This is a genomic window from Clostridium neuense, from assembly GCF_045310695.1.
In the GTDB taxonomy this organism is placed as follows: domain Bacteria; phylum Bacillota; class Clostridia; order Clostridiales; family Clostridiaceae; genus Clostridium_S; species Clostridium_S neuense.
On sequence record NZ_JBJIAA010000016.1, the window covers coordinates 38231 to 54433 of the forward strand.

The window sequence follows — 16203 nt, forward strand, 5'->3', positions numbered from 1 at the left end:
TAATAAAATTGTAATTTTTGAAGCAATGTTTAATAAAATTATTCAGCACTTTTACCTTTTACATTTACAAAAAGTAGTGAAAGAGCAATTAAAGCTACATAGACAAACATATAATAAACTGGCAGCAAGCCGGCGGTAGACAAAAACTTTAAATATATAAATAGTATCAATGAAATAACAGTCCAAAATATAGATATGTATGATAGCATATTATTTTTTTGACGCCAGGACATAGGATCTTTCATATTGCCCAAAATCTTATCTCTAGATTTACTTCCTGGAGAGGTTTTAGCAACTAATGATTTAAAGTATATTGAAAATGCAATTCCAATTAAGGCTATGCCTAAAAACCAGTATGATAAAGATATAGTTGTAACATTCATGAAAATCGCTCCTTATAGTAAAGTGAATAAAATATAATTTTGTTTACTTTACTATAAGTTTATCCTTAAAATAGAAAATTATACTCTGCTTTTATTAGTGTGCACCTTTATATTTTTGAATTTATTAAAAATACTTATCAATTTTATATATTGATATTCTATATATGGATTTTCATTTGTAGGTAAGTCCTTTTGTACATCATCTTTTGGAATTGTAATATCTATTAGTTTGTTTTTATGCTTAAATTTAACTACATAAGCATCTTCAGAATCATAGCCTATTTCTATAAAGCCAAGCGCCAGTGATTTTTCAGAAACTTTTTCTATAGAAATAATTTCTGAACGCATAATTGGGCTTTTACTTATTTTGTACAGTATTAGATTCTTTGCGTATTTCAATATGGTGTAAATTACTATTCCTAATATGCTTACAAATATATACATAGCAACGATATTTTTTTTGGGAATTAAGTATACTATATGTTCAAAAGATGATGTGCCTAAAACACCATAAAGAACAATTGGTGCAATTATAAGGCAAATAAGTAAAGTTAAAATTGTATTTAGTATTTTATTTTTCATAATATCATCTCCGTATAATCCTTTAGTAAAATTATAAAATAAAAAATAAAATTTTTAAAGTATAAATTTTAATATTATGATTAGAACATGTATAGTTGAACTAGTTTTAATGTATATTTGAAAAAATGAAGAATATATGATAATATAAGCTTAACAATTTTAATATTGGCTTTAATATAAGGGAATGCGGTATATGCCGCAGCAGCCCCCGCTACTGTAAGCATGGACAAATGATTTGTAGAGCATATCTTTAACACCACTCATTTGTAAGATTATTTTTATGGAAATATGAGCATTTGGGGAAGGTAAATCATGAGGATGAGGTGCAAGCCAGGATATCTTATATTAAGTGGAAATCGATATTGAACTTTAGCGTTTTTATTGGTCTCCTGTCTATAGCAATTCCACCTTCGGAGGGAAGGTTAAGGTTTTATAAAAAGAGGCTATGCTTAGCTTTTTTGTCATACTATGAACCTTAGGGTTCTTTTTGTTTTTTTGTAAATAAATTTGATGGTTAAAGGTGGTAAATTTGAATAAGCTTCATGTTATTAGTCCTGTTAATCTATGCTTGGCCTTGCTAATAATAACTTTCTTAGAGGATAACCCTCTTGTAATATTTTGTATATTTGCATTTGTAGTCACCAATATTATTAAAAGCCATGAGTTTTTGAAACTAAAAAGTGCATTTATATATTTTATACCAATTGCTATTGTAACTATAATAATAAATATGCTATTTGTATCCAAAGGAAGTTTTGTGCTTGTAAATATTTGGGGAAGATATTTTACACTTGAGGCTGTTATTTATGCTTTTACACTTACTCTTAAGCTTTTAGTAGTTATATACATTTTTCTACTGCTGGGCATTCTTATAGATTCTGATGCAGCGGTCTCATATTTTTTAAGTAAAATTCCTAAAACAACTTTAGCAATGATGATTGGATTTAAGTTTTTTCCAGCAATGCAGGAAAGATTGAAAAATATAAAGATGATATATAAAATTCGTGGCGTTGAGTTTGAAAGTGGAAATTTAAAAAGTAAAGTAAAAGGTGTCATGGAAATACTATCTGTTCTTTTAGAGGATTCTCTAGAAACCTTTTTTAATATAGCTGAGACCTCATATGTAAGAGGTTTTTTAAGTGGAAAAAGAACAATGTATGAAAAACAAAAATTTCATAAAAAAGATTACATGTTTATGCTTGTATATTTAAGCTATTCATTATGCTTTCTTGTAGTTCATTTATTAGGCCTTGATAAGTTTGAAATATATTCTCAGGGTATAAATAAAAAATCGTTTTTTAATCTATCTGTCTACACATTTATAGTTGTAACATTGCTTAGTTTAATTTTATTGCTTAGAAAATCAAACAGAGTGGAGAGTTGAGAAATTACATGAGTTACGTAAAAGTAGAAAATTTAAGTTATTTCTATCCTGATGAAAAAAGTGCAAGTATATGTGATGTAAATCTTGAAATACATAAGGGAGATGTACTTCTTCTTTGTGGTAAATCAGGTTCTGGAAAATCTACACTTGGAAGGTGCTTTACAGGAGCAGTTCCTAACTTTTATGGTGGAACCATTGGAGGAAACATAATATTAAATGGTAAGAAGCTGGAAGAACTTTCAGATAGGGAAAGAGCTTCCGAGGTGACTATGGTATTTCAGGATCCTGAAAAGCAAATTTTGATGGATAAGGTGTTTAGGGAAATAGCTTTTGGACCTGAAAACATAGGAATAGAGAGCAGTGTTATAAAGAGAAGGGTAATTGAAACCATGCAATTTTGCAATATATTGCATTTAAAAGATAGGTTTATAAATACGCTTTCTGGTGGAGAAAAACAAAAAGTAGCAGTGGCTTCAGCTCTTGCATATATGCCTAAATTTATTGTGTTTGATGAACCAACCTCTCAGCTTGCTCCAGAGGCCTCAGACGAAATTATAAATCTCATAAAAAAGATTAACAACGAGCTTGGAATTACAGTTGTTTTAATAGAACAAAGAATAGATAGATGTTTTGATATAGCAGATAGAGTAGCCGTAATGAAGGATGGAAAAATAGTTTTTTATGGAGACAAGGTGGAAATGTACAGCAGTAGCTTAGATGAAGTGAAAAGTTTTTTTCCATCATATCTGAAGGTTTCCAAGATATTAGGTATAGAAAAAATGCCTGGTAGCTTTAGGGAGCTTCGAAAAGTTTTAAATACTTCTTCAAATTTAATAGAGCCTAAAAAAACAGGTGAAATAGCTTTGCCAGAGGAAGATGTTATTGAAATAAAAAAAGTAACCTGTAAGTACGGAGATACTATAGCAAATAGCAATATTGATTTAAATATAAAAAGGGGAAGCTTTAATGCAATTATAGGTTCTAATGGTGCAGGAAAAAGTACTTTAGTTAAGGCTGTTATGGGATTTGTAAAGTATAGCGGAAGTATAAAATTAATGGGACATGAGGTGAAAAAATTAAAATTTAAAGATATAGGAGTAAAGATTGGCTATGTATCTCAGAATCCAAATGATTATTTGTCAAAAGATACAGTTTATGATGAATTAAAATTTACACTGGACAATTATGGTTTAGATGATGATGGGATTATAGATTACACTTTAAAAGAGCTTGATATTTATAAATTTAAATTGAAAAATCCTAGGGATTTAAGTGGGGGAGAAAAACAAAGGGTTGCTATTGCTTCTGTACTTGTACTTAAACCAGAAATCTTAATATTGGATGAACCTACAAGGGGACTTGATGAAGATGTGAAGTATAAGCTTGGAGATATACTTAAAAATTTAAATAACAATGGCTCTACTATAATAATGATCACACATGATTTGGATTTTGCCGCTAGATTTTGCAGTAATTTTATTTTAATGTTTGATGGTAAAAAAATTACAAGTGGAAGTAAATATGAAGTACTTAAGCAAGGGATATATTACACAACAAATATTAATAAATTATTTAGGGATATAAATTCAAACGTATTTGTAATTGAAGACATAAAAGGGGATGCAGCAAGGTGAGAAGATTGCTTTCTTTTTTAATATTAGTATTTGTACTATTTCTTATGATTATAGCATTTAAATATGGAGGAGAAAATTATTTTCCTATAATAATTACTTTAGCTGTTTTTGGAATTGTTATTATCTCATATGTTTACTTTGAAAAAAGTTATATGGGCACGAAGGAAATAGTACTTATTGGAGGGATTTCTGCTTTTGCAGCTGCATCTAGGATTGTATTTGTAGCTATACCGAATGTTAAGCCAGTCACATTTATTGTAGCACTTTCTGGACTTGTTTTTGGTTCCTTTGAGGGTTTTCTCGTTGGAAGCACTACAGCTTTTATATCAAACATATTTTTTGGTCAAGGACCATGGACACCTTGGCAGATGTTTTCATGGGGGCTTGTAGGGTATATATCAGGTATTATTGGTAGAAAAGATAAAAAATTATCCGTTGAGGTGTTTGCTGTGATATGTTTTTTATATGGCTTTATGTTTGACTGGATAATGGATTTGTGGCATGTTCTAGGCTTTATAAGGCCTATAAATATAAAAACTGTATTCTTAGCATACTTGTCAGGAATTACTTTTGATGTAATGCATGCAGTTGGTAATTTTATATTTTGTATTGTATTTTATGAAAAATTTTATAAAATACTTCTTAGATTTAAGAAGAGAATGAAAGTAACATATTTAAAAGAGGGGGAAAAGACATGAAATTAAAAAAATTAACATGGAAATTTATTTGTTTTATGCTTAGTTTTATTATTATTTTTGCATATTCTTTAAATTTCCAAAGGTTAAATGTAAAGGCAGATGTAAAAACAATAAAGGTTGTTATTGATGGTACTCAAGGTGAAATTGCAAGAGGCGATACTGAAAATTACAATGCATTAGATGCTATGAAAGAAGTTCTAGACGGCAAGGGAATAAAATACAGCGTGCCTGATGGTGAGTATGGAAAATTCATAGATAGTATAAATGATTTAAAAACTAATGATGTTCAAAAAGGTTCTGGATGGATGTATGCAGTAAAAAAATCAGATGGAACATATGTAACTCCAGATACTTCTATTGATAAGACAAAGCTTGATAGTATGGATGAACTTATAGTGTATTTCTCTCTTTGGGGAACTACTTATCTTGCCAATGACATAGAGTTCTCAACAAAAGAAGCAGGTAAGCCTATTAATATTTCAATTAACAATAAAGATCTTGATTGGAATACAAATAAAACTGTCGTAACACCAATTGAGAATATAACAGTAAAGCTCACGAATGAAAATGGTGATGATGTACCAGTTTCTTTAAGCAAGAATACAATAAACATAAATAATGGACTTGAAGCAGGGGATTATTATTTAGATTTAAGTGATTATAGCAAAACTTCAATTCCTAAGGTGGCAGCAGATAGATTTAAGTTTACTATAACTAAGGATGGTTCTGCTGCTAGTAATCCTGGAAATGATCCGGGAAGTGCACAGGGTGGAAGCAGCAGTAATACTAATAGCAATGCTAATATTGAAAATGAAATGAAGTTAACAGAAAATGCAGTTAAAAATTATACTGATGAATGGGCAGCATTAGATCTTAATAAATTAGGAATGCAGGGAGGTATAAATAAACAATTTATAAGTGATGCTTTAAATAATATAAATAAAAAGGGAGTATCAAAATACTATAATACTCAAATTGAAAAGTTAATAATTGGATTAACAGCAGCAGGATACACACCTTACAACTTTGCAGGAGTAAATTTGGTATCTGAACTTTACAATAGAAATATAGATGATTTTCTTATAAATGATGCTATTTATGGACTTTTATCTTATAAATTTGCCAATATAGATGATGCAAATTATAAAATAAAGAAGGATACTCTTAAAAATTATATACTTAAAAATGTTATAAAAGATGATAAAGGTAATGCTATAGGTTGGTCATATGATCCTTCAACTAAAGCAGCAGATGCTGATATGACAGGAGCAGCTATTTCAGCTTTATCCTCTTACTACAATTCTGGAGATAAAGAAGTTGTTTCTTCTGTAGATTCAGCTATTAAACATTTAAATGATATTGAAGATGATAATGGTTATGTGCCTGGAACTTATGGACCATCCAGTGAAACAAATGCTTTTGTTATTATGGGACTTTTATCTGTAAATGTTACTCCATATGGAGATACAAAGCTATCAAATGGAGAAGTTAATTTTGCAAAGTCAAAAGGAAATTTAGTAGATGCTTTTCTATCATATAAAACTTCAAATGGACAATATAAACATAATTTATCAGATGAAGAAGCAAATGATTTTTCTACTGAAGAGGCCTTTAGAGCTTTATTTTCAATTAATGAGTTTATTAAAAATAAAGCTGCATATAATTATTATGCAAGCAATATAAATGCAGCTAATCTGCCAGTATACAATGTTCCATCAAATAGCGAATCTAAGGCAAATAATTCTAAAAACTCAGCAGCAGCTTCAACTACAAAAATTAATGCGGCTGCTTATAAAGTACTTCCTCAAACAGGATATTTCTTTGATTTTAAATTGTTATTTATGTTTGGAATAGTTCTTGTTGGAGTGGGTTTTTGCATAATATGTGTATCTGAGAAAAAAGCGTATATATTGTTTAAAATAAAAAATATTAAAGGATATATATCTAAAAGGAGAAATTGATTATATTGAAGAAAAAAGTAATTTTAAGTGTTTCAATAATAATTTTATCTTTAATTTTAATTCTAGGTGGTAATGCTTTAAGAAGCAAGCTAACAGATAATAATAGTAATAATGTTTCTAAAAAGATTACAGCTGTAAATCAGGTTAAGAAAAAGCAGGTAAAAGATACTTCAGTTAAGGATACTTCAAAAGCCCAAACAAAAGATTCAGATGCTGGAAAAGCTGCAAACAATAAACAAGCTACTGATAAAAGCAAGGAAAATTCTGTAAGCAATAAGGAAAGCAGCTCAAACCCAAATAGTGGAAGTAGTAGTGCCCCTTCTAATAAAAGCGCAAGTAGTAATAGAATTGTTACTCCAGCACCAAGTCCAAAGCCAAGTGAAGAACCTAATCTTACTGTATTAGACACCGTAAGTAACAGAACAATACTTTCCACTTATATTGATGTAAGTGGAAAAACTGTTGGAGAGGTTACACTAAATGCATTAAGTTCAAAGGGAATATCAGTTGAGACTACAGGATCTGGATATAGTTTGTATATTTCAGCTATAGCAGGAGTTAGGGAAAAGGAACATGGTAAGAATAGCGGATGGATATATTTTGTAAATGGAAGTTCACCTCAGATTGGTTGTGGTTCTTATAAGCTTAAGCAAGGTGATAAAGTCACTTGGAAATATTCATCTAATTAAAGAGGGCAATTGCAATGCCCTCTTTAATTTTTACCTGCACTATTTTAATCACAAAAAAAATTTTCTAAAAATTAAGAAAATGCTTTAAATTTAGTCTACGAGGCTGTATAATGTAATAAACAAAATCAATTTCTAGTTTTTGGATTATCAATAGGGGGTATGTATTATGGATGATTGTCCATTTTTAACCACAAGTGATGAAAGAGTGGAATGCTTTAAGGAGTGTGTCTTTTTTAAAGAAAAAAATAATCATAATTTGTGTCCTTTTAAAAGAGCTGAAGCAAACAAAAGTAATGCTACAGCATTGTATGAATATGTTACCATGAAAGATGATGAAAATGATATAATTGAACATTATAAAAAGTATGTTGGTTCCAGTTTATAATGTTTGTGAATATATATTGAATGTATGGATATAATAACTAAAAAGTGGTGCAAGATTTCGTTCATATTTTAGGTCTTTATAATTGTATACCTGGAAAAATATTTGAAAGGGTGTTTTTTATGACTGAGAGAACATTAGTTTTAATAAAACCAGATGGTATAAAAAGAAAAATAATGGGAGAAATAATAAGTTTTTACGAACAAAAGGATCTCAATATAGTTGAGTTAAAACTTGTTCAATGTAGTAGAAAAACAGCAGAAAGACATTATGAAGAGCATAAAGGAAAACCTTATTTTGAAGAATTAATAAACTATATTATTGACGGAAAAGTATGTGCTATGATTATAGAAGGAGAAGATGCTATAAATATAGTTAGAAAAATTAATGGAAATAAGGATCCAAACTTAGCCGAATTGGGAAGTATACGAGGAAAATATGCCGATGATAAAACAAGGAATTTAGTACATGCTTCCGATAATTTTAAAAATGCAGAAAGAGAAATAGCAATATGGTTTCCAGACACAGTAAGCAAAGTTGCTTTTGATGAAAAAAAGTCTATTAATATATAAAATTGGTATTCTATGATTATATTTTAAAAATAAACTGCTTGAAAATTTATTATTGAAGATAAATTTTTAAGCAGTTTTATTTTAATGCAATTTGGTTTATGTGATAAAATATAGATAAATATATTAAAAATCAAGGGAAAGTGGTTATATGGGTAAATCTAAGGTTATTATGAAAACTAAAGATATATTTGAGCTTAATAAAAGAAATTTTAAAGCTTATTTAAGAAAGCCATTAAGGCCAAAGTCTGAAAAAATAGTTACAAATTCAATCCAATGGGTTGGGCATGCTACTACCATAATAAATATGGAAGGAAAGATTATACTAACCGATCCTGTTACGAAACACTTAGGATACATGAAAAGACTTGTAAAGCCATCCGTAAACTTAAAAAATTTAAAGATAGATTATATATTAATTACTCATGGACATATGGATCATCTCGATTATAGTGTTCTTGCAGGACTTGATAAAGACGCTACTGTTATAAGTTCAAAAGGAGTTAAAAAAACTCTTAAAATTATAGGATTTAAGAAAATTAATATACTTAGCGAAAATGAAGCTTATAAGGATGAAAATATAGAAATAGATGCAATAAGAGCTAATCATAATGGAAAAAGATATTATTTCTTTGGTTATAAGGACAGCAATTCATATCTTATAAAAGGAAGTAAAAAAAGTGTATTATTTGCAGGAGATACTGCTTACACAACAGTATATAAGAATATAAAGGCTGATGCTGCAATTATGCCTGTAGGATGTTATAAACCTGATGAATTTCTAAAAATGCACTGTTCACCAGAGCAGGCTTTTAAAATGTTTAAGATGATGAAGGCAAAACAAATGATACCAATACACTATAAAACATATATTTTGGCTCAGGATGATGACAATGAAACCTTAAAAAGGCTTAATACTATAAATGATGGTTCAATAAAAATTGTAGATGTTGGGCAAACAATTGTATTTTGACACTAAACATGTTAAGATATAAGAAGTTATAAAAAAGGATTTATTAACATCTATATATAGGAGGTTTGGGGCATATGAATAAGGTTAAAATAGGTATTTTAGGTTTAGGAAATGTAGGAACAGGTGTATGGAAGATATTAAATACAAATAAAGAAGAGATACGAAAGAGATCTGGATATGACATTGAAGTCGGAAAAATTTTGGTTAGAGATGTTAACAAAGATAGAGGCATTGATGTACCAAAGGAACTTCTTACAGAAAATCCAGAGGATGTATTAAAAGATGATTCAATTAAAATAGTAGTAGAGATTATGGGTGGAGTTGATCCGGCTAAGGATTATATATTGGAAGCAATCAGAAATAAAAAACACGTAGTTACTGCGAATAAAATGCTTCTTGCAACAGAAGGTGATGAGCTATTTACCGCTGCTGAAAATGAGGGAGTAGCATTTTATTATGAAGCTAGTGTTGCAGGTGGTATACCAATAATACATGCTATAAATGAGAGCTTAACTGCAAATAAAATAGAGCAAATAATAGGCATAATAAATGGTACTACAAATTACATACTTACTAAAATGACATTTGACAATATGACTTTTGAAGCTGCATTAAAAGAAGCTCAGGAAAAAGGCTTTGCTGAAGCTGATCCAACTTCTGACGTTGAAGGTTATGATGCAATGTATAAACTTGCAATATTATCTTCATTATCCTTTGGAACAAGAATTAATATAGAAGACATATATAGGGAAGGAATAACAAAGATAAAGCCAATAGATATAAAATATGCAAAAGATTTTGGATATATTATTAAACTTATAGCAATAGTAAAAGAAGTTTCAGGAAAGCTTGAAATGAGAGTTCATCCAGCAATGATACCAGAAAGACATCCACTTGCGAGTGTAAATGATTCTTTCAATGCTATATTTATAAGAGGAAATGCAGTTGGAGATATGATGCTTTATGGAAGAGGTGCAGGAGACCTTCCAACAGGAAGTGCGGTAGTATCTGATATAATATCAATACTGAGAGGAAGTACTGATGTGGAGGCTATAAGTGCAGTTAGAAATAATTATTTGAATATAAAACCTAGTCCAATGGAAAATACAGAAAGTGAATATTATGTAAGGATATCGGTTATGGATTTGCCAGGAGTGCTTGGTGAAATTTCTACGATTTTTGGTGAGGAAGGAGTAAGTATACTTTCAGTAATGCAGAAGGGTAAACGTGAGGAATTTGCATCTGTAGTATATTTTACACATACTACACTTGAAGGAAATATAGATAAAGCTATAGAAAAAATAAAGGCCTCTGGTCATGTAAAATGCATAGATAACATAATAAGAATAGAAAATATACAGTAAATTGGAGGAGCTTTAAAATGGAAGATATTTATTATAGTAGTACAAGAAATAGCGAAATAAAAGTTCGTGCCTCGGAAGCAATTTTAAAGGGAATTTCAGAAGATGGTGGGCTTTTTATTCCAAATGAAATTCCTAAGCTTAAATGCAGCATTAAAGAACTTTCAAAATTCGATTATAAAGAAACAGCATATACTGTTATGAGTAGTTTTCTAACGGATTTTACTGAAGAGGAACTCAAAACCTGTATAGAAAAGGCATATGATGCTAAGTTCGATACAGAAGAAATAGCACCTATGAAAAAGACTAAAGATGCTTATTTTCTTGAGTTGTATCACGGTCCTACACTTGCGTTTAAGGATATGGCACTTTCAATACTTCCACATTTATTAAAAACTTCAGCAAGAAAACATAATATCACAGATAAAATTGTTATTTTGACAGCAACTTCTGGAGATACTGGAAAAGCAGCGCTTGAAGGCTTTTCAGATGTAGATGGTACGGAAATTATAGTGTTTTTTCCTGAAGATGGAGTAAGTCAGGTTCAAAGGCTCCAAATGGTAACTCAAAAGGGAGCAAATACACATGTTGTTGGTATTGAAGGGAATTTTGATGATGCTCAAAGCGGAGTTAAGAAAATATTTACCGATAAAGAGTTTAGCGATAAGCTTAAGAAAAAGGGATATAGATTTTCATCGGCTAATTCAATAAATATAGGGAGACTTGTTCCGCAAATTGTTTACTATTTTTATGCTTATGGTACCTTGTGCAAAAATAAGGAAATAGATTGTGGTGAAAAAGTAAACTTCGTTGTCCCAACAGGAAACTTTGGAAATATACTTGCTGCATATTTTGCAAAGAGTATGGGACTTCCTGTAAATAAATTAATATGTGCTTCAAATGACAATAAAGTTCTTTTCGATTTCTTTAAAACAGGAACTTATGATAAGGATAGAGAATTTGTAACTACAATATCTCCATCTATGGATATTTTGATATCAAGTAACCTTGAAAGACTTATATATCTTGCATGCGGCAGGGATCCTAAGAAGGTATCTGAGCTTATGAACAAGCTTTCATCTAATGGAAGGTATGAAATAACAAATGAGATGAAGGATAAACTTTTAGATTTCTGTGGAGGCTTTGCTACAGAAGAAGAAACTAAAAAGGCAATATCAAAGATGTATAGTGAAAATGACTATTTAATAGATACTCATACAGCAGTAGCATATAGTGTTTATGCAAGATATAAATATGAAAAAAATGATAATACAAAGACTATTATAGCTTCAACAGCAAGTCCATATAAATTTACAAATGCAGTAATGGAAGCTGTAGATGATAAGTATACTAACTGTGACAGTTTTGAACTTATGAAAAAAATGAGCAGCTTAATGAAATCAGAAATACCAGCAGGAATACGTGATATAAATGAAAGAGAAATTCTTCATAACAATACTTGTAAGAAGGATGAAATGAAAAACACAGTTGAAAAGTTTTTGAATTTATAAGATTTATTAGCTTTCATTTAAATCATCTCTTCAATACTGTTACTTCGCTAAGCCAGAAATACAAGGAATATTTTTCTCCAGTTCTCTACGAAAAATGCATTGTAAACATGGTTAGACAATAGAATTTAATAATTATATCATAACAGTACAAAAATTTATGCCTAAAATTCCGTAGGTACGGAGGAATTTTTTCCTTGCACTATCGTGGGAGCGAAGTAACAATGCTGAAGGAACAGTTAAAAAAAATCCTAATAAATCTTGGCGAAAAAATCACAAAATACTTAGATATTTCAATTGTCTGAGCATCTTTTCAGCGAGTTATTGAAATATCTTAGGATCTTGTGATTTTTTCACCTTAGATTTATAGGATCTTTTTTATGCGACGAAGCATTGTTACTTCGCATTATTTCTTAACCTTTTATTCATTAAAAGTATCTGAATAACTTTGAAGTAAGTTGTGCTTTAAGTTCCAAAGTTTTGAAGATAAATCAACATAATAAGTATGAGGATTTTCAAGACGCAAAACTTCAGGCCAAAGCTTTTCAGTTTCTTTCTCTGCTATATCTCTTATCTCAAGAACATCTGGACTTTCATATTTTTTAATTCCGTCCTTAAATAATTGAACTCTTAAATCTTTTACATAATAGTTTGTAAGTTTCTTCTTTTTCCAGGTATAAACTGGATCAAATATTACAAGAGGCTTACTTTCATCTATTATTTCATCATCCAAGGCTATTAAATCACCTACAGCTTTATCTGTTTTCTTGTCAAAAATTCTATATATCTTTTTAAAACCAGGAGTTGTTATTTTAGCTTCATTTTCACTTATCTTTATTTTTGGAATTATTTCACCATTATTTTCAACAGCAACAAGCTTGTATACACCGCCAAAAACAGGTTCTGATTTTGCTGTTATAAGTCTTTCACCAACACCGAAGCTGTCAATACATGCACCTTGTGTAAGAACATCTTCAATTATGTGCTCATCAAGAGAATTTGAAATTACGATTTTAGCATCAGGATAGCCAGCATCATCAAGCGCTTTTCTACATAACTTTGTTAAATAAGTTATGTCTCCACTATCTATTCTTATTCCAGCAGGTTTTATTCCTTGTGGTTTTAATATTTCATCAAAAACCTTTATAGCATTTGGAAGTCCAGATTTAAGTACGTTATAAGTATCAATTAAAAGAAGACAATTATTTGGGTAAACCTCAGCCCAAGCTTTAAAGGCTTCGTATTCAGTATCAAATAACTGTATCCAGCTGTGAGCCATTGTACCTACAGCATTTATGCCAAACATTTGCTCGGAAATTGTGCATGCAGTTGAGCTACAACCGCCTATTACAGCAGATCTTGCACCGTATATTGCAGCATCATAACCTTGAGCTCTTCTAGAACCAAACTCCATAACAGGTCTTCCCTTAGCAGCACGGCATATTCTGTTTGCTTTTGTTGCAATTAAAGTTTGATGGTTGATAGTTAATAGCACCATGGTCTCAACAAGTTGCGCTTGAATTGCAGGGCCTTTTACGGTTACAATAGGTTCACCTGGAAAAACAGGATGGCCTTCTGGAACAGCCCAAACATCACAAGAAAATTTAAAATCTTTTAGATAATTTAAAAATTCTTCTGAGAATTCACCTTTGCTTCTCAAATATTCTATATCATCATCAGTAAATTTTAAAGCTGAAAGATATTCTACTAGCTGTTGAACACCAGCCATTATACAATATCCGCCGTTATCTGGGATTTGTCTAAAAAACATATCAAAATAAGTTATTTTGTTTCCTAAATTTTTGTTTAGGTACCCATTTCCCATAGTTAGTTCATAAAAATCAACAAGCATAGTTAGGTTACGTTCATTTCTTAAATCAAAATTTTTTCTGTACTCCATAAAAATTCTCCCATCATAAATTAAATAACCTAAATTAGATTATTATTTTTAAACATACACACTTACCATCACATGGAAGCATGTTTATATTATATTGTAATACCATATTGCTATTATTACAATACTTTTGTATATACAAAGAATAGTGGAAGTAACTATAGATAGACAACTTGAAAGTTTGAAATGATTAACACAAATTTGTCCTAGAAAACTAGGATTATACTTAGAGTACAGTGAAGGATGATTTTTTTCCACTATCACTTTGAAAAATCTTAAACTTAAGCTTCTCGCATGGCTTGAAATATAATATTCAGCGCAGCTGATATTAATGAGCTTTAAGATTTACCTGAGAGAAACGAAAGGTAAATCAACATTGCACTACCGTGTGAGCTAAGTAACAATGCTGAAGGAACAATTTAAAAATAATCCAATAAATCTTGATAGAAAAATCACAAAATGCTTAGATATTTCAATCTGTTTGAGCATATGCGAGTTATTGAAATATCTTAGAATTTTGTGATTTTTCTATCTTAGATTTATGGATTATTTTTAACGCGACGAAGCATTGTTACTTAGCATTGTTTTAGTTTAGGAAGAGTATTAGCAGCTTGAGGCATAAGGGTTATTGTTGCATCCTTGCTGTTTGTTTTATAAGCTAGTTCTAAAGCTTCCTCTATGGTTTTAACAACAGTTATATTTGTCCTTTTGAGTAAGTCTGGATTTAAAGAGGATACTAAAATAACGTTAAATTTATCTCCGCTCTCACAGAAATAATAACCAACGTATTTTGAAATGCTGTATTTATTTCTAAGATCTTTTTCTCTTTCCTCTGAAGTATCAAAGTTCAAAAGCATGGACTGCATTTCTTCATCTCCGCCAAGCCCTTCTCTGCATTCAGATAAAATTATAACTGTACCGTTATCTTTAGTTGCTGTTCTAGCATTTATCATGGTTTTTATAGATTGATATAAATTAATGTCTTTTGGATATCCTCCAGCTGTTGCAATGGTAATATCGGCTTTTTCGGATATATTAACGCCGTCCTGATCGTCTACCATTTTTCGACCTTTTGCATGAGCAGATATATAATTGCCAGCTACTGCACCAACAATAGTTCCATTCTTATCAACTACTACGTTAAACATGAAATCTGGCTTTACAAAACTTGCAGCTTCAAGCATGTCTATGTGTACAGGATTATTTTCGATGTTTCCAGAGTGAACAGTTGGATATGTTCCACCTCCAAAATCCTTGCTTAAGGATAAAGCGTGATTTGCCATTATTGTTTCATAAGAAGCTATTCCTGGAAGTATGGTTTTTTTACCTCCACTAAAACCAACTAAAAAGTGATATATTATTCCCCCAGTTATAACAATATGATCACAATTTAATGCTATTTTGTTTATTGAAACTGGTGTGTCATAATTTGTTTTTCCTAAATAAACTAAATTATCTTTGTCAAGGCAGTCATGATCGATTATCTTAAATCTTTTAGAAAGTTCTTTCCCTAAAAGCTCTTCATGTTCCTCTTTAGTTTGGCTTCTATGGGTTCCTGTAGCAGATAGAAAAGTTATATCCTTGTCTTGTACTCCGCCAGCATTTATTTCATCAACAAGTTTAGAAAGATATTTGTCTGTTCTTTGCCATGCTCTTGTTACATCTGGTATTACTATACAAACAGTTTCACCAGGATGTACTAATTCTTTTAATCTAGCACTATCCGTAGGATGTTCTATTGCATCTTGTATAATTTGCTCCTCTGATTTTGTAACTTTAACTTCGTTACTTTTGATTACTTGGATTATATTTTTTTCATCTACTGGAATATCTATTTCTAAATTCCCATATTTCATTTTTTTATACATTTTAATAGCCCTCTTTTCATAATTATATGTAGTAAAGTTTTCATTTTTAAATCCATGTATTTTAACTGTAGTTTGATTAATATTCATAAATATGAAATAATTACTTAGATTTTACTACGGGTAGCTATTATGTCAATACAAAATAGTAAATTATATAAATTTTAAAAAAAAGTGTGCATGTGTTATTATAAGTGAAAAAATGTACATAATTAATTATAGAATATGTAAAACTAAGATGCCTGACAATTTAATATGCTTATATTTGATTATTGCAATTTTTTAGCATTTGTGATATAAATATAAATTTAGCTATA

14 protein-coding genes and 1 riboswitch are annotated in these 16203 nt (G+C 30.2%); of the genes, 10 read left to right on the top strand and 4 right to left on the bottom strand.

Features of this window, described 5'->3' with window-relative positions; translation table 11 throughout:
• Nucleotides 1-38 precede the first annotated feature (38 nt).
• Complete coding sequence (locus ACJDT4_RS17780) at nt 39-383, bottom strand: hypothetical protein (RefSeq protein ID WP_406788934.1); 345 nt, start codon at nt 381-383, stop codon at nt 39-41.
• Nucleotides 384-461: 78 nt separating this feature from the next.
• Nucleotides 462-965 (bottom strand): hypothetical protein, encoded by a 504-nt coding sequence (locus ACJDT4_RS17785; RefSeq protein ID WP_406788935.1) that lies wholly within the window; start codon nt 963-965, stop codon nt 462-464.
• Between the two features lie 140 nt (nt 966-1105).
• A riboswitch (cobalamin riboswitch) is annotated at nt 1106-1323 on the top strand.
• A 171-nt stretch (nt 1324-1494) separates the two neighbouring features.
• Here ACJDT4_RS17785 and ACJDT4_RS17790 point away from each other — a divergent pair.
• The 10 genes from ACJDT4_RS17790 (at nt 1495) to thrC (ending at nt 12127) form a co-directional block, all read left to right on the top strand.
• Entirely contained in the window at nt 1495-2349 is an 855-nt protein-coding gene (locus ACJDT4_RS17790) for an energy-coupling factor transporter transmembrane component T (protein ID WP_406788936.1), read from the top strand.
• A gap of 8 nt (nt 2350-2357) precedes the next feature.
• Nucleotides 2358-3983 carry an ABC transporter ATP-binding protein gene (locus ACJDT4_RS17795; RefSeq protein ID WP_406788937.1) on the top strand — a complete coding sequence of 542 codons (1626 nt, stop codon included), beginning with the start codon at nt 2358-2360 and terminating at the stop codon, nt 3981-3983.
• Nucleotides 3980-4681 (top strand): ECF transporter S component, encoded by a 702-nt coding sequence (locus ACJDT4_RS17800; RefSeq protein ID WP_406788938.1) that lies wholly within the window; start codon nt 3980-3982, stop codon nt 4679-4681. The genes ACJDT4_RS17795 and ACJDT4_RS17800 overlap by 4 nt, the downstream gene beginning before the upstream one ends.
• A complete protein-coding gene (locus ACJDT4_RS17805; protein WP_406788939.1) occupies nt 4678-6642 on the top strand; it encodes a DUF4430 domain-containing protein in 1965 nt (654 codons plus the stop codon). The genes ACJDT4_RS17800 and ACJDT4_RS17805 overlap by 4 nt, the downstream gene beginning before the upstream one ends.
• 5 nt (nt 6643-6647) lie before the next feature.
• Nucleotides 6648-7331 (top strand): DUF4430 domain-containing protein, encoded by a 684-nt coding sequence (locus tag ACJDT4_RS17810; protein ID WP_406788940.1) that lies wholly within the window; start codon nt 6648-6650, stop codon nt 7329-7331.
• Between the two features lie 166 nt (nt 7332-7497).
• Nucleotides 7498-7716: a hypothetical protein gene (locus ACJDT4_RS17815; protein WP_406788941.1), complete on the top strand. Its 219-nt coding sequence runs from the start codon at nt 7498-7500 to the stop codon at nt 7714-7716.
• Nucleotides 7717-7835: 119 nt separating this feature from the next.
• Nucleotides 7836-8285 carry a nucleoside-diphosphate kinase gene (gene ndk, locus ACJDT4_RS17820; protein WP_406788942.1) on the top strand — a complete coding sequence of 150 codons (450 nt, stop codon included), beginning with the start codon at nt 7836-7838 and terminating at the stop codon, nt 8283-8285.
• A 148-nt stretch (nt 8286-8433) separates the two neighbouring features.
• Nucleotides 8434-9255, top strand: coding sequence for an MBL fold metallo-hydrolase (locus ACJDT4_RS17825; protein ID WP_406788943.1), 822 nt, complete (start codon nt 8434-8436; stop codon nt 9253-9255).
• A 74-nt stretch (nt 9256-9329) separates the two neighbouring features.
• Nucleotides 9330-10619: a homoserine dehydrogenase gene (locus ACJDT4_RS17830; RefSeq protein WP_406788944.1), complete on the top strand. Its 1290-nt coding sequence runs from the start codon at nt 9330-9332 to the stop codon at nt 10617-10619.
• A gap of 17 nt (nt 10620-10636) precedes the next feature.
• Nucleotides 10637-12127: a threonine synthase gene (gene thrC, locus ACJDT4_RS17835; protein WP_406788945.1), complete on the top strand. Its 1491-nt coding sequence runs from the start codon at nt 10637-10639 to the stop codon at nt 12125-12127.
• A 418-nt stretch (nt 12128-12545) separates the two neighbouring features.
• Here the strand turns inward: thrC and ACJDT4_RS17840 are convergent, their stop codons facing one another.
• Together ACJDT4_RS17840 and ACJDT4_RS17845 are read right to left on the bottom strand one after the other, a co-directional pair.
• Nucleotides 12546-14024 (bottom strand): nicotinate phosphoribosyltransferase, encoded by a 1479-nt coding sequence (locus tag ACJDT4_RS17840; protein WP_406788946.1) that lies wholly within the window; start codon nt 14022-14024, stop codon nt 12546-12548.
• A 572-nt stretch (nt 14025-14596) separates the two neighbouring features.
• Entirely contained in the window at nt 14597-15889 is a 1293-nt protein-coding gene (locus ACJDT4_RS17845; protein ID WP_406788947.1) for a lactate racemase domain-containing protein, read from the bottom strand.
• Between the last annotated feature and the right edge of the window lie 314 nt (nt 15890-16203).